Genomic DNA, 18,170 nt, shown 5'->3' on the forward strand with positions numbered 1-18,170 from the left:
CCCGAGGTCGTACCCGGCGACGAGGCCGCCCCCACCCCTGCTGACGAGGTACCCGACGTGCCAACCCTCGGCGTCCGGCTCGAAGGTCACGCCGATGCCGTGCTGCTCGCCGGCGGCCAGCAGCTCTCCGATCGCCTGCAGGGTGTCGGGCTCGAAGACGTTGTCGCTCACGGTGCGCAGCGTGCCATGGCGGCGCACACCGGACGGCCGCTGGCTAGGCAGGTTCAGCCGCGCCTCGCTGTGCGCTGTCGTGCATGTCCTTGATCCAGCCCGCCGTGATGTCGCGGAGCAGCACCTTGGCGGCGACCAGGTCGTCGGGCATGAAGCGAGGCGGGGTGGTGGTGCCGATGGGGGACGGGTGGGCGGCACGCTTCCTGCGCAGCGCTGCCACAGCCGTGAACCAGGTGAACTGCTGAACGCTCTGCTGCTGGGTCACCAGTGCGCCGACATCCAGGCGGTTCGCCGCGTTGGCGCGCAGCGCGTCCACCTGGTCCGCCTTGAGCACGACGCGCTGCCCGGCATCGTGACGAGCGATGAGGGCGAGGTCGACCATCTGGTCGGCGACGTTGATGGCTGCCTCGATGAAGGCCCCCGGGTCGTGGCGGTTGGCTGAGCGGGCCCGCGCCTTGTCCACCCATTCCGAGAACCGGTCGCGGTGCTGTTCGTCCGGGATGAGTACGTTCGGGTCGAGGCCGGTGGTCGACAGGTCGAGCAGCTCGGCCAGATTGCGGAGTGCCTCGCCGGTGTCGCCGGAGGTGAGCCGGTGCAGCGCCGCGTCCAACAGCTCGGCGACCTCGGCGTGGTCCTCCATCGCGGCGAGGTTGACCAGGGTCTGATGCTCGTCCGGGGAGCCCTGGGTCTCGGCGAGGACGCGGGCGGCCGCCAGGCGGATCCCGGTCGCCGAAGACCCCGCCAGGGGCACAGCGGCTTCGCGGGCCTTGGCAGCGTCGAGGTCGACTGCCGTGCGCAGGTGCGCGATCCGCCGCTCGCTGTCGAGCGCCAGGTTCTGTGCCAGCTGCGCGTGCCGCGTTGCGAGCTCGCCGCGCAGAGCGCGGAGGTCGGGCTGACGGCCACCGCGGCTGCTGTCGGCGGTGAGGACCAGCTGCGCCCGGTCGAGGTCGGCGCCGTCGGCGTCCAGGTCCAGCCGGCGGATCCACTGGCAGGCGGCGCGGAGCACGTCGATGTCACGCTGCTTGGTGAGAAGTCGGCGGATGTGGTCGGTGGTGTCCTCGCCCAGCTGGTCGGCGAGGTCGTGAGCCGCCGCGTGCTCGAGGACCGCTCGCAGGACCACGGCGTTGGGGTGCCGTGCCTCGGGTTCGTCGAGTGCGGCCAGCGCCCGCGAGAGGACGCCGAACACGACCTCGGGCCACGCGCTTACCACCTCGAGGATCCGCAGGTACGTCTCCGTGTCGGCCGTCGTCCAGTCCACGCCCGCCGGCGACTCCTCCGCGGGCGGGTCCAGCGGGCGCCGCCGCTCCTGCCGGGCGGGCTGAGCCCCGAGCAGGGTGTTGGCCGCCTGAGCGGAGAGATCCTCCCGCGCCGCGAGCAGCACCGCTGCGGCCTCATTGGGGGTGCGCGCTGCGTGAGCGGTGAGGGCGGCCAACCCACCTTCAGCGGCGAACGCGGTGATGGCGGCTGGGTGCTCGAGCACCGCGTCCAGAAGTGCGGCGCGCAGCTGCTGGCTCGCCGTCGTGCCGACGGCGGTCCGCATCAGCCCTGCGAAGAAGTCAGCGACCAAGTTGGACCTCAGCGCGCGGGCCGCGCCCGCGGCGGCATCGACGAGTTGGGCGGTGCGCGCAGCATCGGCGGTGCGGGGGTCGATGGCGAGCATCTTGGCTGCGGCGGCGCCGAGCTGGCGTGCGGCACCCTTCGTCCTCACGTCAGCAGCGCGGGCAGCCAGCTCGGCTGGGTCGACGGCGTCGATGAGCTCGTCGGCGACGGCGTCGGCGTCGTGACCAGCGAGCGCGCTGGCCCACAGCCCGTCGAGGGCTTCGCGGCGGCGCTCCTCACGGCGCGAGAAGTGACCCTGCAGGCCTTCGGCGAGCCGCCGCCGGAAGCCGGCGCACGCTGCCGCGGTGTAGCGCGCGTGGGCCCATACCGAGAAGGCGGCCACGTCCTCCAGCCGGAGGTCGGCTGCCGCGCGGTGCAGCAGCTCTTCGGCAACGGCCGGCTGATCGAGTGCCGTCAGCACTTCCCGCAGCCCCGCGGCGCCGAGCTTGGAGATCAGCCCCGCCTCGAGCAGCGTCCGACGTCCTGTCCCGCCGAACGGCCCGGTGAGGAACTCCGTCGTGGTCTTCACCGGGAGTCGGCCGAGCAGCCGCGCGACGGGCTCCCAGTCGGTGCGGTCGCCGCCGCCGCGCCGCTGCATCTCTGCGAGGGATGCGACGATCCGGCGCGCCTCCTCGGCCTCGATCGGGTCGCGGAGCCGGGCGAGGACCGCGCCGCGCTTCGAGTAGGGCTGCTGGTTCGCGAGGTCGAAGACCGCCGCGCGATCCTCCGGGCGCTCTGACGCGCCCAGGATGTCGAGAGCAGCATTGAGCACCTCCGGGAACCGGTCCGCCGGATCCCGCACCACGTCGTGCGCCAGGGACACCACCCAGGGCGCGGTGTCGTCGAGGCGCCGGAGGATCTCCGCGCGGCTCGCAGTGGCAGCCGAGATGAGCTGGCGGTCGCGCTGCGTCATCTCCTCGAGGACATGGTCGGTGACCGCGTCAGTGAGGCTCTCCGGCACTGCCAGCTGGGATGCCAGCTGCTTCGCGCTGGCGAACCGCTCAGGGCTCTGGGCCGCCAGCGTCCACCACCAGGTGAAGGCCGCCGCGTCGTCGCCATGCTCTGCGAGCAGCTGCAGTGCACGGTCGCCGCCCTGGCGGGCAGCGACAGCGGCGAGCGCGGTGTACTCGCCGGCGGCGGCCAGGCCGTCGTCGCGGAGCCGGCCGAGTTCTCCGGGCTCGATGGGCGTACTCGTCCGCGATCGGTCCCCGTCAGCCGCTGCCACTTGCGCTTCCCTTCCTCGGTTGTCTGCTGCCCGGCGGACGGTACCGACGCCGTCGACATCGTCTTGTGTTCCGCAGGGACGTCGGCCTGTGGGTGCGCCGCGGCGGGGATCGACGATCTACGGCGGCGCGCGGCACACTGACCCGGTGCACACCGTGTACCGGGTAGGTCGCCGGTGAGCGCGCCGGCCGCCGACGCGCTGGCCGAGCTGCTGAGCGCCCACCTCGACCCCGACCTCCCGGATGCGGGCCGGCTGCTGGACGTGCCGCCACCCACCGCCGCCCGAGCCCTCGAGCTCCTGCCGGGCGACCTGCCTGCCGCCCGGCTCAACGGCGTCCGGCCGCCGATGACCTGGCTGGTCGAGTACGCCACGCTGCTGGGCGGGCGGCTGGTCGGAGCCCTGACCGCCGGCCGCGGGCTGGTGACCTTCGACGGCATCCAGGTCGACGCGGCCGTCGCACCTGAGCTGGCTGCGCGGGTCGCCGCCGACTGGCCTGCGGCCGGAGACCTGCACGGCGCGCTCGCCGCAGCCACGGCCGAGATCTGGACCTCGTGGACCGCCGGGTGGCCGACGTGGCGCGGGCCTGGGACCGACCTGCTCGCCCGGCCGCTGCCGGCCCGCGCAGCGGTGGTCGGCCTGTGGTGGGACTGACCCTCCAGCCGAGACGGACCGGCAGTGTCCTAGGGCTGGGTGGGCGGGCCAGCCCAGTCGCGGCCGTCCCAGTACTGGGGCACGTAGTGCGGCTGAACGGAGGCCAGGCGGGCACACCGCCCGAGAGTCGGATCAGCCTTCTGCGGCCGGGCGCGGGTACGGGCGCGCCTGCGGGTCGTCTCGTACCTCACTGTCGAACCCCAGGGCGATCGCGATGCGATGCACTGTCACCGCGTCCGGCCAGCTCTGCCCGCTCTCCAGCTCACTGACGGTCTGGCGGCGCATCTTCCCGGCCCGTCGCCCGACGGTCTCGAACGACCAGTCGAGGGCTTTCCTGCGCTCGCGGATCGTCTTCGCGGTGCGGTTGTACCGCTGCAGCGCCTCATCGAAGACGGCGTCACCGGTGTCGAAGACCGCAGTGCCGTCGTCCCAGCTGCCCGAGATCACGTAGGAGATCGGGGAGCGTTCGCGCGGCGGCACGCAGCGACCGTCACACGGCATGCGCGTCGTCCGTGGCTCCGCACCGAAACTGTCCGCGTAAGCAGACCGATCCCGTCTGTGCCGAACGACAGCGACCGTCTGCGGGCGTTCGAACGGTCTCCGACATGGCTAACAACCCGACTGGTCAGGACCTTGACCGCCGCCCGCACGGCTGGCGACTGCGCGAACCGCGGTTCATGTCGCTGGGCAACCTGCTCCTGCCCAGCTACGAAGAAGCGCTCGCCTCTGACCCGAACGCCACGCCGGCCAAGGCCGTAGCGGACGCCATCGGGAACACGCTCGCGGGCGAGCTGGAGTGGTTTCTCTCCGAGTCCCGGCGGGGGCAGCGGTGACCGCCTTCCCCTCCGACCGCCCGGTGCTGTCGCGCGCCGTGCTGCGTGTGCGCGCTACCGCACCGGATCGGTTCGCTGCGGGGTTGCCTGTGGCCGCGCGGCCCTGCAACATGCACCCGGGGGATCTTGGACATACGTTCGAATCCACGGAGCGTGGCATGGCGGCGACCCCCGGGCCGGTTCGCGGTGTCCGCCGTGGCTGACCCGGCGTTCACCCGCAGCGGCGCCGCGGCCCGCAAGCCGGCGGCGGCTGCGCCGCGAGCGCCGCGCCGCCACCGCCCGGGGCCGGCACCCGCCCCCACAGCGGTCCCGCCGGCCGAGACGAACCCGGCGCCGGCGGAGGACGAGGTGGCAGTGCGGCTGGCGATCGCGCTGGCCGAGCTGCCCACCGAGGCCACCGACGCGATCACCGGCTACCGCAACCGCTCGTTGTCCGACGAGCAGTGGGCCCTGGTCGCCGACCTGGTCCGCCTCGGCATGGCCGTCGGCTGGCCGGCCGGCGCCCGCCGCGGCGGCGGCAACATTGGCTGGGCGATGGGCCTGCACGCCCGGGTCCACCTACTGCTGGGCACCAACCGCACCGTCGCCGGCTGGTACGGCCCCGACGCGGTCGCCACCACCCTCGCCGGCGGGCGCGTCGGCCACGGAGCCGACGCGTTTACCGTGCCGCCGCAGTTCGCCTCCGCCTACAACGCCCGGCTGCGGACCATCGGCCGCGTCCTGGTGCCCTCCACTCCGCCGCCGGCGCGGAAGTTCACCGCCGGCGAGCCCGCCGCCCCGCTCACCGCGGCCGAGCTGGAGGAGGTCCTCGACTTCTGCGCCGCGCACCGCAGCCCCCGCTTCGGCGGGCGCGTCGGCGAGCGCCTGGCCCGGATGGTCTGGCTGATCTGCGGCACCGGCGCCCGCAACGAGGACCTGGTCTCCGTCGTCGACGGCAAGCCGGTGCACGTCACCGGCGAGGCGGTCACCCGCACCGCGGACGCGGTCGCGTTCACGACCGCCGGCCCGTCGCCGCGGCGGATCCCCGTGCTCGCCACGTGTGAGGGCGCCGTCCTCGACGCCGCGGCCGCCGCCGGCGAGCGGCCGCTGCTGGAGCGGCTGCCGCGCGCCACCCAGGTCACCGACCGGGTCATCGACTCCTCCGGCTGGGCGGCCGAGCAGCGGTTCACGCTCAACGCGCTGCGCCTGCGGCACACCTGGCTGGCCGCGGTCTTGGCCGGCGGCGTGCCCTACCCGGCGCTGCTGCGCGCCGCCGGCATCGGCGGCGAGCGCATCCTCGGATCGCTGTCCGCCCGGCTGCCTGCGCTCGACGACGCTGCCTACGAGGCCGCGCTGCGCTGCAGCACCGGTCCGCTGCCCACCGCCGGGCAGCTGCTGCTGCCCGGGCTCACCCACCCCGCCCCGCGACCGCCCCTGCAGGAGCAGCCGTGAGGATCGACCCGCACACCGGCGAGGTCCTGCCCGACGACCCCGCCGACGGCCCCGGCGGCGCGGACGGGGACGTGGAGGTCACGCTGCCGGTCCGCGGGCGGCCCGGTGGCTGGGCTGCGCTCGCCGCCGCCTCGGCCGACGCGCCACTGGTCGGCCCGGACAAGGTGACCGTCGTGCGGGTGCCGCGCGCACTGGTCGCTCTGGCCGAGGCCACTGTCGACCGCGGCCCGCTGGTGGGCTACCTCGAGTCGCTGCTGCCCGCCCAGGAAAGGCGCCCCACCGGCGGCCGCGTCCGGGTGCTGCGCGTCCGCACCCTGCTTGTCGGGTTGCTGCTGCTCGCCCTGGCCGAGCAGGCGATGATCGTCCGCGACGCGGTCGCGCTGCTCAACGCCCTGCACCCGTCGGACAAGCACCGCCTCGGCGTGCCCGAGCGGCTCACCGAGCGGATGGTGTCCCGGCTGTTCAACCAGGTCGCGCATGCCCTGGATCCGTCGCCGCACTCACCGCACAACCTCGCCGCCCGCCGCGCCGGCCACGAGGCCATCCGCGAGCAGCACCCCGGCGAGGACAACCGGGCGCTGCGCCGCGACCTGCACCGCGAGCTCGAGGCCGCGCATGCCGAGGCCCTGGCGGTCAACCTGAACCGGCTGCGGTACGTGCTCGACCGCGGCCTGGACGCCACCCTGCCCGAGACCGTGCACACCGGCTCCTACGCCGTGGACGCCTCCGAGGTGGCCAGCTGGGCCCACCAGTTCCACAAGCAGCCCCGCCGCCCGGAGATGATCAGCGACCCCGACGCCCGGTGGAACGGCAAGGGCAGCGGCTGGTTCGGCTACTGGCTGCACGGCGTGGTCCGCGTCGGCGAGGTCGGCGGCCCCGACACCCCGTGCCTGACCGAGCGGCTCGAGCTGACCGCGGCCAACGCCGACTCCCGCGTCGCCGGGCTGGAGCTGCTCACCCGGATGGTCGCCGACCACGAGCGCGCCGACGAGGCCGCCGGCCGCGAGCACCGGCCCCGCCGCGACATCCTCGCCGACCGCTTCTACACCTCCGAGGTCGAGCGGGCCGACGACTGGATCTGGCCGGTGTTCGCCCTCGGCTTCGACTCGGTGCACTACCTCACCGCCCACCAGATCGGGCAGGGCCGCTGGCCGCTGCTCAACGGCGCGATCGTCGTCGACGGGCAGCCCTACAGCCCGCGGCTGCCCGAGCACCTGCGCGACCTCACCCCGCCGAAGGTCGGCGCAACCAAGGCCGAGATCCTCGCGTACCAAGCCCAGATCGCCCAGCGGGCCCCGTACGCGCTGCACGCCGTCGGCGGCCGCCGCGACGACGGTTCTTGGGACTTCGGCTGTAAGGCGATGAAGCTGCTCGGGTCGCTGCGCTGCGACCTCAAGCCGCACTCGATGGGCAAGGCCCCGAGCGCGCGCCGGCCGACGACCGACCCGACGGTGTTCACCCCGCGCGCGCTGCCCAAGATCTGCGGGCAGGAGAAGTCCCGGGTGCAGATGACCGAGCTGCCGTTCTGGCAGCCGCTGCCGCACGGGTCGGCCGAGTGGTGGGACAGCATCAACCGGCGCAACCGCGTCGAGGGCATCTTCGGCAACGTCAAGAACGACGCCGCGCAGAACGTCACCCGCGGCCGGTTCCGCGTCATGGGCCTGGCCCGGGTCAGCCTGATGACGCTGTTCCTGGTGATGGCGGCCAACCTGCGCCTGATGCAGACCTTCACCGCCCGCCAGGACAAGGCCGCCGCCGCGGCCGCCCTGGCCGTTGCCGGCCACCGCCCGGCCCCGCGGGCCACCCGCAAGCCGCGCATGCACAACCGGCTGCGCCACGAGATGCGCGAGCGCATCGACGCCCGCCGCGAGCTCGCCGCCGCCGGCGACGCCCGCGCCGGCGCACCACCGGGCGCCTAGCCACCGGCCGCACCACCCCGCACCGCACCACCCACGCTCCGGCGCGCCCACGACGGGCGCGCCGGGGCCTCGGCATGCCCGCAGAGGGCCCCGGACGCCCCCACGGCGGCGGCACGGCAGCCACGGAACCGCGACCGCGGCCGCGACCACCCCGCACACACGACGACGGCCCCGCCGGACCCCCTCATCGGGGCCGGCGGGGCCGTTCAGCGTCCCCCGGGAGGCCGACCGGTGACCAACGGTCAGCCCGACCGGGGGTCAACGGTTAGCACTCGTGGGTGCCCCCGGCAGGATTCGAACCTGCGACACACGGTTTAGGAAACCGATGCTCTATCCCCTGAGCTACGGGGGCCACGGCGCGATCTCTCGCCCCGGACCGACGCCCAGAGGCTATCGGTTGGCCCGGCGGAACCCGGTGAGCACCCGACTCGTCGGTACGGGAGAGAGAGCGCACGCTTCCAGCGGGTTACGGTGCTGGGGTCCGAGCCGAGCTCCGGCAGCGTGGCCGGGGGTCAGGGAAGGTGGGTCACAACCATGGAGACCACGGTGGTCGACGTCCCCGAGCGGGGACGGTTCGAGGTCCGGCAGGGCGAGCGCGTCGTCGGACTGGCCAGCTACCACGTCGAGAACGGGCAGATGACCCTCCCGCACACCGAGGTGGACCCCGCCATGGGCGGGCAGGGCCTCGGCAAGGTGCTGGTCGCCGGGGTGCTCTCCGCGGCTCGAGAGCGGGGGCTCACGGTGCTGCCGTACTGCTCGTTCGTCCGGCACTACATCCAGCAGCACCCCGAGACGGCGGACCTGGTGGCCCCGGCGGACCGGCCGCACTTCGGCCTGGAGACCGCCGACCGCTGAGCAGGCGGCGCGGGCCGCGACCTAGGCTGCGCGGGTGCCCGAAGGCCACACCCTCTTCCGCCTGGCGCAGCACCTGCAGCTCCCCTTCGCCGGCCGCCCGGTGCACGTGACCAGCCCGCAGGGGCGGTTCGAGGCCGGTGCCGCGCTGCTGGACGGCCGGGTGCTCGACGAGGTCTTCTCCTACGGCAAGCACCTGTTCGCCCGCTTCGGCGGCGACCACCTGCACGTGCACCTGGGCCTCTACGGCACGTTCCTCACCGGCGTCGGCACGCCGCCGGTGGCCAAGGGCGCCCTGCGCATGCGCTGGGTGGGCGACGGGCCGGACGGCGCCGGGGTCTGGGGCGACCTGCGCGGCCCCACCGCCTGCGAGGTGCTGACCACGCCGGAGGTCGACCGGATCCTGGGCAGGCTCGGCCCCGACCCGCTGCGGCCCCGCGCCGACGGCGCGCTCGCCCACCGGCGCATCGCGGGCAGCCGCACGGCGGTCGGTGCGCTCCTCATGGACCAGTCGGTGCTGGCCGGCGTCGGCAACGTCTACCGCGCCGAGCTGCTGTTCCGGCACCGGGTCTCGCCGTTCCGCCCCGGCCGCGAGATCGGCGCCGACCTGTGGGCCGCCATGTGGCGGGACCTGGTGACCCTCATGCGGTCCGGCGTCCGGATGGGCCGCATCGTGACCACCCGCCCCGAGGACCGGTCCCGCCGCGGCGGGGCGGTGACGCGCGAGGACGCCCACTACGTCTACCGGCGCACCGACCTGCCCTGCCGGGTCTGCGGCACGGAGATCCGCACCCAGGTCATGGTGGGGCGCAACCTCTACTGGTGCCCGGTCTGCCAGGCCGTCTGAACCGGGACCGCTCGCGGCGCGTGTACCGTCGAGGTGGATGAGACACCGGTCACGTTGGGCGATCACGTTGACCGCGGTGGCCGCCCTGGTGGGACCGCCCGCCGCGGCCTCGGCCGCGCCCGTCGAGCGGGAGCCCGAGCGGAGCAGCGTCGGCTACGACGTCTCCCACCCCCAGTGCGGCACCGAGCTCCCCGACGACGCCGCCTTCGCCGTCGTCGGCGTGAACGGCGGCCTGGCGACCCGCACCAACCCGTGCCTCGCGGAACAGCTGGAGTGGGCCGCCGGCTCGTCGGGCGAGGTGCCCGGCCAGGAACCGCTGCAGCTCTACCTCAACACCGCCAACCCCGGGCAGGTGCGCCACCTGGTCACGACCTGGCCCGACGACGGCGACACGCCCTACGGCGACTGCGACGGCAGCAACTCGACCGCGTGTTCGTGGCAGTACGGCTGGGAGCGGGCGCGCACCAGCGTGGAGTCCTTCTTCCGCCCCGCCGCCCGCTCGGTGCAGCTGGACAGCCGGCCCGGGCGCTACACGTGGTGGCTCGACGTCGAGACGATGAACACCTGGCAGCTCGGGTCCTCCGACGCGCTCGAGCGCAACCGGGCGGCGCTCGAGGGCATGACCCGGTACCTGACCGAGCGGGACGGCCGGGTGGGGCTGTACTCGACCGGCTACCAGTGGGGCCGGATCGTCGGTGAGGTGCCGGAGGACAGCGACCTGGCCGGCCTCGACAGCTGGCTCGCCGGCGCCGACGACCGCGCGGACGCCCGGCAGCGCTGCGACGAGGACCCGCTGGTCGCCGGCGGCCGGGTGGCGATGGTCCAGTACATCGAGGACGACCTGGACCACAACCACGCCTGCCGCGCGACCGCGACCAGGGGCTAGAGCGCGCCCTTGCCCGGCTCCCCCGCCGGGACGGCGCTGAGCCGGCGTACCTCCGGCGGGGCGGCGAGCTTGCCCGCCAGCGCGCCGCCCAGGGTGGTGAGCGCCTCGGCCTTGCCGTGGGTGCGGAGCGCCTCCGGGCTCTCCCACCGTTCCACCATGACGAAGACGCCGTCACCCTCGTGCAGCGCGTAGAGCTCGCAGCCGGGCTCGGCGTGCACCTGCGGCACGGCGGCGAGGATCGCCTCCCGGACGGCGTCCACCTCCTCCGGCTTCGGGGTGATGGTGGCGACGACGACGACGGACACGGGGCCTCCTGGGGACGACGCGGATCGAACGGCCCGGACGATTGCCCTGGTGGCGCAGCCCCGGCCGGGTCAGGATGCCAGGGTGGTCGACGACGGCGTTCCCCCTCCCCCGACCGCTGACCACCCGCTGCGCGTGGCGGTCGTCGGCGCCGGTCCGGCCGGCATCTACGCCGCCGACGCACTCACCCGGCAGAGCGAGATCCCGGTCGCCGTCGACCTGGTCGACCGGCTCCCCACCCCCTTCGGTCTCGTCCGCCACGGCATCGCCCCCGACCACCCGAAGATGCGGGCGATCCGCGACACGCTGCACCGCAGCCTCGACCACCCCCTGGTGCGCTTCGTGGGGAACGTGGAGGTCGGCACCGACCTCTCGCTGGACAAGCTCCGCGCCCACGTGGACGCCGTCCTCTACACCTACGGCGCGGCCCTCGACCGGCACCTGGGCATCGAGGGCGAGGAGCTGCCCGGCAGCCTCGCCGCGACCGACCTCGTCGCCTGGTACACCGGTCACCCCGACGCCGACCGCGCGAGGGTGGAGGCGGCCCTGGCCGGCGTCCGGAGCGCCGTGGTCGTCGGGGTGGGCAACGTCGCGCTCGACGTCGGGCGCATCCTCGCCCGCACCGCCGAGGAGCTCGAGCCCACGGACATGCCGCAGCACGTCATCGACGTGCTGGCGGCCGCGCCCGTCGAGGAGGTGACGGTGCTCGGCCGCCGCGGTCCGGCGCAGGCCACCTTCACCACCCAGGAGCTGCGCGAGCTCGGCGGGCTCGCCGCGGCGACCGTGCTCGTCGACCCCGCCGACCTGGAGCTCGACGCGGAGACCGAGGAGCGCGCGGCGGCCGACCGCAACGCCACCCGCAACCTCGCCGTCCTGCGCGAGTGGGCGGCCCACGAGCCGGAGCCCGGCCGCACGCGGCTGCGGCTGCGCTTCTACTCCCGCCCGGTGCGGCTGCTCGGGACCGAGCGGGTCACCGGCGTCGAGGTGGAGCGCACCGCCGTCGACGGCGACGGCCGCGCGATCGGCACCGGCGAGTTCGAGGTGCTCCCGGCCGACCTCGTGGTGCGCTCGGTGGGCTATCTCGGCACCCCGCTGCCCGGCCTGCCGGTCGACCGGCGCACCGGCACCGTCGCCCACGACGGCGTGGGCCGGGTGCTCCGCGACGGCGCGCCCTCGGCCGGCGAGTACGTGGCCGGCTGGATCAAGCGCGGCCCCACCGGGGTGGTCGGGCACAACAAGCACGACGCCCGCGAGACCGTCGCGGCGCTGCTCGCGGACGCCGCGGACGGCGCGCTGCGGGTGCGCGGCCCGGCCGACGACCTGGTGCGCACCCTGCAGGCGCGCGGGGCCGAGCCGGTGCTGCTCGACGACTGGCGGGCCATCGACGCCGCCGAGCAGGCGCTCGGCGCGAGCCGGGGCCGGGCCCGCACGACCCTGCACGAGCGCGAGTCCCTGCTGGCCGCCGTGCGGGAGGCCGCCGCCCGGGGGCGCTGAGTCAGCGCAGTGCGGCCAGCAGCTCCCGCGCCGCCGCCTCGTCGGCGGCGGCCACGAAGCGGATCAGCGCGCCGGTGTCGGGCAGCAGCCGGAGCGGCTCCCCGCGGTCGGTGAGGACCGCGCCCCCGGCCGCCAGCAGCACCGCCAGCCCGCCGGCGACGTCGTGCACGTGGGTGCCGCCGCGGTCGAGGTCGTGCCAGGCCGCCGCCGCACCGTCGGCGACCAGGCAGAGGTCGACGGCGGTGCAGCCGGTGATCCGCACCCGGCGGGCCGTCGCGGGCACCGCCACCGCCCCGCCCCGCGGCCCGCTGGGGACGACGACGGTGCCGCCGGCCCGGGTGTGCACCGGCACCCCGTCGCGCACCGCGCCGTGCCCCTCGACCGCGGCCCACCGCCGCCCCGAGGAGAGGTCGGCGACCAGCCCGGCCACCGGCCGGCCCTCGTGCACCAGCGCGGCGGAGAACGCCCACGGCGGCAGGCCGGCGGCGAAGTTCCCCGTGCCGTCGAGCGGGTCGAGCACGATCCAGGGCCGCCCGGCGGCGACCACGGTGTCGCGGCTCTCCTCGCTGAGCACCGGCACGCCCAGGTTCCCCAGGACGGCGGCGGCAGCAGCGTGGGCGGCGTCGTCGGCGGCGACCGCGGGGCTGCCGTCGTGCTTGGTCCGCGCCTCCCCGGTGCCGTGGGCGAGCGCGACCGCGGTCTCCACACGGGTGGCCGCCAGCGCGGCCAGGTGGGCGAAGCGCAGCGGGAGTGGCGCGTCGGCGGGGGGCGCCGGCACCTCGACGGACCGGCCGGTCGCGAGGTGCCGCACCCGGTCGCAGCCCCACGCGGCCGCGGCGGCGAGCACGACCGGGTGGTCCAGCGGCACCCCCGCCCGGCGGATGACCACGGCGACCGCGGTGGCGTCCTCGGTCCACTGCCGGCGGACCAGCGCCACCTGGCCCTCGTCGCCGACCAGCACCCGCGCCCAGGGGTCGAGCACCGCCGGGGCCAGCGCGGCCGGCGACAGCCCCAGCGCCTCCGCCGCGGCCGGGAGGTCGCAGCGGGTCGCGGTGCGCAGCCCCGGCTCAGCCACTGTTGCGCAGCGCGGTCGCGATGCCGTTGATGGTCAGCTGGATGTTGCGGCTGGTGAGCTCGTCGTCCTCCCCGCCGCGCCGCCGCCGCAGCATCTCGACCTGCAGGTGGTGCAGCGGCTCGAGGTAGGGGAACCGGTTGCGGATCGAGCGGGCCAGCGACGGGTTGTCGGCCAGCAGGTCGTCGTCGCCGGTGACCGCCAGCGCCATCCGGCAGGTGCGCTCGTGCTCGGCGACGATCGTGTCGAAGACCCGGGAGCGCAGCTCCTCGTCCGGCACGAGCTCGGCGTAGCGGGCCGCGAGCCCGAGGTCGGTCTTGGCCAGCACCATGCCCATGTTGGACAGCACCGTGCGGAAGAACGGCCACCGCCGGTGCAGCTCGCGCAGGCGCTCCAGCCGCTCCGCGGAGTCCCCGACCCACTCCTCGAGCGCGGAGCCGGTGCCGTACCAGCCGGGCAGCATGATCCGCGTCTGCGACCAGCTGAACACCCACGGGATCGCCCGGAGGTCGGCGATGGAGTCCCCGGCCTTCCGCGAGGGCGGGCGGCTGCCGATGTTGAGCTCGGCCAGCTCGCCGATCGGCGTGGCCGCGCGGAACCACTGCACGAACCCGGGGGTGTCGTGCACCAGCTCGCGGTACGCGCGCTGAGCGCGGGCGGCGAGGTCGTCGAGCAGGGCGTAGGCCTCCTCCGCGTCGGCGCCGAGCCCCTCGACGTCGAGCAGCGTCGACTCCAGGGTGGCGGCGACGAGCGCCTCGAGGTTCCGCCGGGCGAGGTCGGGGTCGGCGTACTTGGCGGCGATCACCTCCCCCTGCTCGGTGACCCGCAGCGCGCCGGCCACCGCGCCCGGCGGCTGGGCGCGGATCGCCTCGTAGCTGGGCCCGCCGCCGCGGCCCACGGTGCCGCCGCGGCCGTGGAAGAGCCGCAGCCGGATGCCCTCGCGGCGGGCGAGCTCGACCAGGTCCAGCTCGGCCCGGTAGAGCGCCCAGTTGGCGGCGAGGTAGCCGCCGTCCTTGTTGCTGTCGGAGTAGCCGAGCATGACCTCCTGCACGTCGCCGCGGTTGGCCAGGAGCCGGCGGTACAGGGGCTGGCCGAGCACGGCGCCGAGGGTGGTGGCGGCGGCCTGCAGGTCGTCGATCGTCTCGAACAGCGGTGAGATGCCCACCGGGCAGGTGGGACCGGGGTGGGTGGGGGACGACGAAGCGCCGGCCGGGTCGAGCAGGCCGACCTCCTTGAGCAGGACGGCGACCTCGAGGACGTCGCTCACCGACTCGCACATGCTGATCACGTAGTTCGGGATCGTCCGCGGCCCCAGCAGCTCCACCCGCTCGGCCGCGGCGAGCAGGACGTCGAGCTCCTTCCGGGTCTCCTCCGACAGCTCGGCGCCGGGCCGGACCAGCGGCCGGCGCAGGGCCAGCTCGCCGGCCAGCAGCTCCACCCGCGCGGCCTCGTCGAGCCCGGCGTAGTCGTCGCACACCCCGGCCCAGGCGAGCAGCTCCGCGACCACCTGCTCGTGCACCGACGAGTTCTGCCTCAGGTCCAGCCCGCACAGGTGGAAGCCGAACACCTCGACCGACTCCCGCAGGCGCAGCAGGCGGTCGTCGGCGAGGGCCCCGGCCCCGTGGCTGCGCAGCGAGGCGTCGACGACGTCCAGATCGGCGCGCAGCTCGTCGGGACCGTCGTACGGGGGCAGCGGCGGCAGCGCCCCGGGGTCCCCCGGCTCCGCCCCCGGCACCCGTGCGGCGGTGGCCGCCAGCCGCGCGGAGATGCCGGTGAGCGCCCGCCGGTAGGGCTCGTCGGCGCGGAACGGGGAGTCGTCCCGCGAGGCCTCGGCGAGGTGGTAGAGCTCGGGCGTCGGCGTGACCAGCCGGTCGGACATCGACAGCTCGTCGCGGAGCGCCGCGAGCTCGGCCAGGTGGTGCGTGAGGGCCGTCGCGGCCTGCCGGGAGGTGGCCCGGCGCAGCGCCTCGGCGGTGACGAAGGGGTTGCCGTCGCGGTCGCCGCCGATCCACGAGCCGGGCAGCAGCATCGGCCGGCGCAGCACCCCGGCCCCGGGCCAGCGCTGCTCGACCGCGCGGCGCACCTCGGCGTTGATCGCCGGTACCACCTCGAACAGCGAGAGCTCGTAGTAGCGCAGCGCCTCGTCGATCTCGTCGGTCAGCCGCAGCCGGGAGAGCCGCAGCAGCGCCGTCTGCCACAGCGTCAGCACCGAGCGCCAGAGCCGGGCCGACCACTGCGGGTCCACGTCGCCGTCAGCGGCGCGGTCGCGCTGCCGGATCAGCTCGGTGACCTGCCGCTGCACCTGGAACACGGTCTTGCGGCGCACCTCGGTGGGGTGGGCGGTGACGACCGGGCAGACCAGGGCGCCGGCGAGCTCGCGGGCGACCGTGTCCTCGCGGACGCCCGCCTCGTCCAGCAGCGCGAACGCCGCCGCCAGGCTGCCCTGCTGCGGTGGGGACCCCGCGCGCCGGTGGTGCCGCCGGCGGCGCTCGTGGTGGATGTCCTCGGCGAGGTTGGCCAGCAGCGAGAAGTGGCTGAAAGCGCGGATGACGTGGTTGGCCGAGCGGACGTCGAGCCCGGCGAGCCGGTCGGCGAGCTCGGCGCGGTCCACCTCCGAGCGGCGGATGCGGAACGCCTCGACGCGGGTGGACTCGACCAGCTCCAGCACGTCGGGCCCGGCCTGCTCGCCGATCACCTCGCCGAGGACGCGCCCCAGGAGGCGGATGTCCTCCCGCAGCGGTTCGTCGTCCGCCCGGTCAGCGGCACCAGGCGCACCGTGGCGGCGGAGATCGGCGACGTCGACAGTGGCTTCGCTCACACCGCGATTATCGGGGATGCAGGTGACGCATTCGTGTCGCCCCCGATACAGGCCCCGTCCAGCGGCTCACCCCGAGCCCGCGAGGGATGAGGAGGACGGGGTCCTCTCAGTGCTCGAGCTCCCAAAGGCACTGCGCCGCGAGCTGGTCGCCGGCCGCCGCGCCCAGGCGGAACTGCTCGACCGCCCCCTCGAGGTCGCCGCGGTCGGCCAGCAGCACGCCGAGGTTCTGGTGGCAGTAGGGATCACCGGCGGCGATGCCGCTGCGGTAGGCCTCCTCGGCCGCCTCCTCGTCGCCGAGCTCCTCGCGGTAGAGGTTGCCCAGCGGCAGCCAGGCCACCTGCTCGCCGAGCTTGGCGCCACGCTCGAGCACCGAGCGGGCCTCTGCCGCGCGGCCGGTCTCGCGCAGGAGGTGCGCGAGGTCGGCGCGGGCGGCCGGGAAGTGGTGCTGGCCGGCGCGGAGGTCCTCCTCCAGGGCCGGGTCCAGCGACGAGCACCAGCGCCAGCAGGCGACGACGGCCGCCGCCTCCTCGTCGCCGGCGGCGGCGAACTCCTCGGCCACCGCCATGGCCTGCTCGCGCTCACCCTGCTCGCGGAGCAGGAAGGCCAGCTGCAGCCCGCCCTCCAGGTCGCCCGCGGCCGCGGCGCCCCGGTAGGCGCGCATGGCTCCGGCGAGGTCGCCGAGGTCCTCCAGCACCAGGCCGAGGTTGCGCCAGGCGTCGGCCTCTCCGCCGCGCAGTGCGACCTCGTAGGCGTCGACCGCCTCCTCCCAGCGGCTCTGCGCGGCGAGGGAGTTGCCGAGGTTGAACGCGGCGACCGAGTCACCCAGGTCGAACGCGCGGCGGAAGCAGGCCTCGGCGTCGGTCTGCCGGCCGGCGTCGGCCAGGTCGCAGCCGAGGTCGATCAGCGCGTCGGCGTCGTCGGAGGCGAGCAGCCGCCGCAGCCGCCCGTCCAGGTCCTCGGTCATGCCGCCGATGATCGCGGCGAGGGGGCGCGCGGCGCGCCCCCTCGCGGCCGGACCTCACCCCAAGGGAGCGGCCCGCGGCGGCGGGATCACCCGATCAGCTGCCGAAGGCCTCGCGCCAGGCCGGCATCAGCGAGCTGCGCACCCAGTCGAGGTAGGGCTCCTGCTGGTCCCCGCCGATCTGCACCAGGGCCAGGTGGGTGAACCCCGCCTCGGCGTACTCCCCGGCGGCCTCGATGACCGCCTCGACGTCGTCGCCGCAGGGGATCGACCCGGCGACGTCGTCCGGCGTGACGAACTGGGACGCGCCCTCGAAGGCCGCCGGACCGGGCAGCTCGGCGTTGACCTTCCAGCCCAGGCCGAACCAGCGGAAGAGGCTGTGCGCCCGCTGCACCGCGGCCTCCTCGTCGGCGCCGAAGCTGATCGGCATCTGCGCGATCTTGGACTTGCCGGCACCGCCGGCGCCCTCGAACTCCTCGACGAGCTCGCTCAGGGGGTCGGTCGCGATCAGGACGTCGGCCAGCTCACCGGCGATCCTGGCCGCCTGCTTCCCGCCGGCGGCGAACCCGATGGGCACCCGCTTCTCCGGGAGGTCCCAGAGCTTCGCGGACTCGACGTCGAAGTGCTCGCCGCGGAAGTTGGTGTACCCCTTGCCGTCGAACAGGTCGCGGATGATCTCCAGGGCCTCGACGATCCGCTCGTGCCGCACGTCGGCCCCGGGCCACCCGCCGCCGACGACGTGCTCGTTGAGGTTCTCCCCCGCGCCGAGGCCCAGGGTGAAGCGCCCCTCGGAGAGGATCTGCAGGGTCGCGGCCTGCTGCGCCACGACCGCCGGGTGGTAGCGGAACGTGGGGCAGGTCACGTAGGTCATCAGGGGGATGCGGCTGGTGGCCTGCGCCGCAGCGCCCAGGGTCACCCAGGCGTTGGGCGAGTGACCCATCTCGTCCAGCCACGGGAAGTAGTGGTCGCTGCTGACGGCGAAGTCGAAGCCCACCTCCTCGGCACCGACCACGTGGCGGACGAGGTCCCTCGGCCCGGCCTGCTCGGTCATCATCGTGTAGCCCAGCTGCATCGCCATGCCGCCCGGCTACCCGGCCCGCCCCGGCGG

The 18,170-nt window shown here is 75.1% G+C and carries 15 protein-coding genes and 1 tRNA gene; 8 read left to right on the forward strand and 8 right to left on the reverse strand.

What is annotated here, in order from left to right; genetic code table 11:
• Positions 1 to 214: 214 nt before the first annotated feature.
• A complete protein-coding gene (locus ACI792_RS01730; RefSeq protein ID WP_456601046.1) occupies positions 215 to 2,995 on the reverse strand; it encodes a hypothetical protein in 2,781 nt (926 codons plus the stop codon).
• 174 nt (positions 2,996 to 3,169) lie between these two features.
• Here ACI792_RS01730 and ACI792_RS01735 point away from each other — a divergent pair, with 174 nt between their 5' ends.
• Entirely contained in the window at positions 3,170 to 3,646 is a 477-nt protein-coding gene (locus ACI792_RS01735; RefSeq protein WP_456579457.1) for a hypothetical protein, read from the forward strand.
• Positions 3,647 to 3,778: 132 nt separating this feature from the next.
• On the opposite strand, the gene ACI792_RS01740 is transcribed toward ACI792_RS01735, so the two are convergent.
• Positions 3,779 to 4,126 carry a helix-turn-helix domain-containing protein gene (locus ACI792_RS01740; RefSeq protein WP_456579458.1) on the reverse strand — a complete coding sequence of 116 codons (348 nt, stop codon included), beginning with the start codon at positions 4,124 to 4,126 and terminating at the stop codon, positions 3,779 to 3,781.
• A gap of 125 nt (positions 4,127 to 4,251) precedes the next feature.
• Between ACI792_RS01740 and ACI792_RS01745 the strand changes: the two genes are divergently transcribed.
• From ACI792_RS01745 to ACI792_RS01755, 3 genes are all read left to right on the forward strand, one after another.
• Positions 4,252 to 4,479 carry a hypothetical protein gene (locus ACI792_RS01745; RefSeq protein WP_456601047.1) on the forward strand — a complete coding sequence of 76 codons (228 nt, stop codon included), beginning with the start codon at positions 4,252 to 4,254 and terminating at the stop codon, positions 4,477 to 4,479.
• Positions 4,480 to 4,674: 195 nt separating this feature from the next.
• The gene (locus ACI792_RS01750) at positions 4,675 to 5,910 is read left to right on the forward strand and encodes a hypothetical protein (RefSeq protein ID WP_456579460.1); all 1,236 of its coding nucleotides are present in this window, start codon (positions 4,675 to 4,677) and stop codon (positions 5,908 to 5,910) included.
• Complete coding sequence (locus ACI792_RS01755; protein WP_456579461.1) at positions 5,907 to 7,829, forward strand: hypothetical protein; 1,923 nt, start codon at positions 5,907 to 5,909, stop codon at positions 7,827 to 7,829. The genes ACI792_RS01750 and ACI792_RS01755 overlap by 4 nt, the downstream gene beginning before the upstream one ends.
• Positions 7,830 to 8,108: 279 nt before the next feature.
• Here the strand turns inward: ACI792_RS01755 and ACI792_RS01760 are convergent.
• Positions 8,109 to 8,181: transfer RNA gene (locus tag ACI792_RS01760), tRNA-Arg, on the reverse strand.
• Positions 8,182 to 8,363: 182 nt separating this feature from the next.
• On the opposite strand from ACI792_RS01760, the gene ACI792_RS01765 reads away from it, so the two are divergent.
• From ACI792_RS01765 to ACI792_RS01775, 3 genes are read left to right on the forward strand one after another with little or no spacing between them, the layout of a single operon-like run.
• The gene (locus ACI792_RS01765; protein ID WP_456601048.1) at positions 8,364 to 8,684 is read left to right on the forward strand and encodes a GNAT family N-acetyltransferase; all 321 of its coding nucleotides are present in this window, start codon (positions 8,364 to 8,366) and stop codon (positions 8,682 to 8,684) included.
• 34 nt (positions 8,685 to 8,718) lie between these two features.
• Positions 8,719 to 9,528 (forward strand): Fpg/Nei family DNA glycosylase, encoded by an 810-nt coding sequence (locus ACI792_RS01770; protein ID WP_456601049.1) that lies wholly within the window; start codon positions 8,719 to 8,721, stop codon positions 9,526 to 9,528.
• Between the two features lie 37 nt (positions 9,529 to 9,565).
• On the forward strand, positions 9,566 to 10,414 hold the full coding sequence (locus ACI792_RS01775) for a hypothetical protein (RefSeq protein WP_456601050.1): 849 nt from the start codon (positions 9,566 to 9,568) through the stop codon (positions 10,412 to 10,414).
• Here ACI792_RS01775 and ACI792_RS01780 read toward each other — a convergent pair.
• Positions 10,411 to 10,719: a putative quinol monooxygenase gene (locus ACI792_RS01780; protein ID WP_456601051.1), complete on the reverse strand. Its 309-nt coding sequence runs from the start codon at positions 10,717 to 10,719 to the stop codon at positions 10,411 to 10,413. The genes ACI792_RS01775 and ACI792_RS01780 overlap by 4 nt on opposite strands.
• Positions 10,720 to 10,801: 82 nt before the next feature.
• Here ACI792_RS01780 and ACI792_RS01785 point away from each other — a divergent pair, with 82 nt between their 5' ends.
• Entirely contained in the window at positions 10,802 to 12,211 is a 1,410-nt protein-coding gene (locus tag ACI792_RS01785; RefSeq protein ID WP_456601052.1) for an NADP oxidoreductase, read from the forward strand.
• Between the two features lies 1 nt (position 12,212).
• Here the strand turns inward: ACI792_RS01785 and ACI792_RS01790 are convergent, their stop codons facing one another.
• From ACI792_RS01790 to ACI792_RS01805, 4 genes are all read right to left on the reverse strand, one after another.
• Entirely contained in the window at positions 12,213 to 13,286 is a 1,074-nt protein-coding gene (locus ACI792_RS01790) for an inositol monophosphatase family protein (RefSeq protein ID WP_456601053.1), read from the reverse strand.
• Positions 13,279 to 16,101, reverse strand: a complete 2,823-nt coding sequence (gene ppc / locus ACI792_RS01795; RefSeq protein WP_456601054.1) for a phosphoenolpyruvate carboxylase — start codon at positions 16,099 to 16,101, stop codon at positions 13,279 to 13,281. Before ppc ends, ACI792_RS01790 begins: the two co-directional genes overlap by 8 nt.
• Before the next feature lie 106 nt (positions 16,102 to 16,207).
• Positions 16,208 to 17,065 carry a tetratricopeptide repeat protein gene (locus ACI792_RS01800; RefSeq protein WP_456601055.1) on the reverse strand — a complete coding sequence of 286 codons (858 nt, stop codon included), beginning with the start codon at positions 17,063 to 17,065 and terminating at the stop codon, positions 16,208 to 16,210.
• A gap of 94 nt (positions 17,066 to 17,159) precedes the next feature.
• Positions 17,160 to 18,140, reverse strand: a complete 981-nt coding sequence (locus ACI792_RS01805; RefSeq protein WP_456601056.1) for a TIGR03557 family F420-dependent LLM class oxidoreductase — start codon at positions 18,138 to 18,140, stop codon at positions 17,160 to 17,162.
• Positions 18,141 to 18,170: the final 30 nt, after the last annotated feature.

The organism is Blastococcus sp. SYSU DS0669, assembly GCF_054050895.1.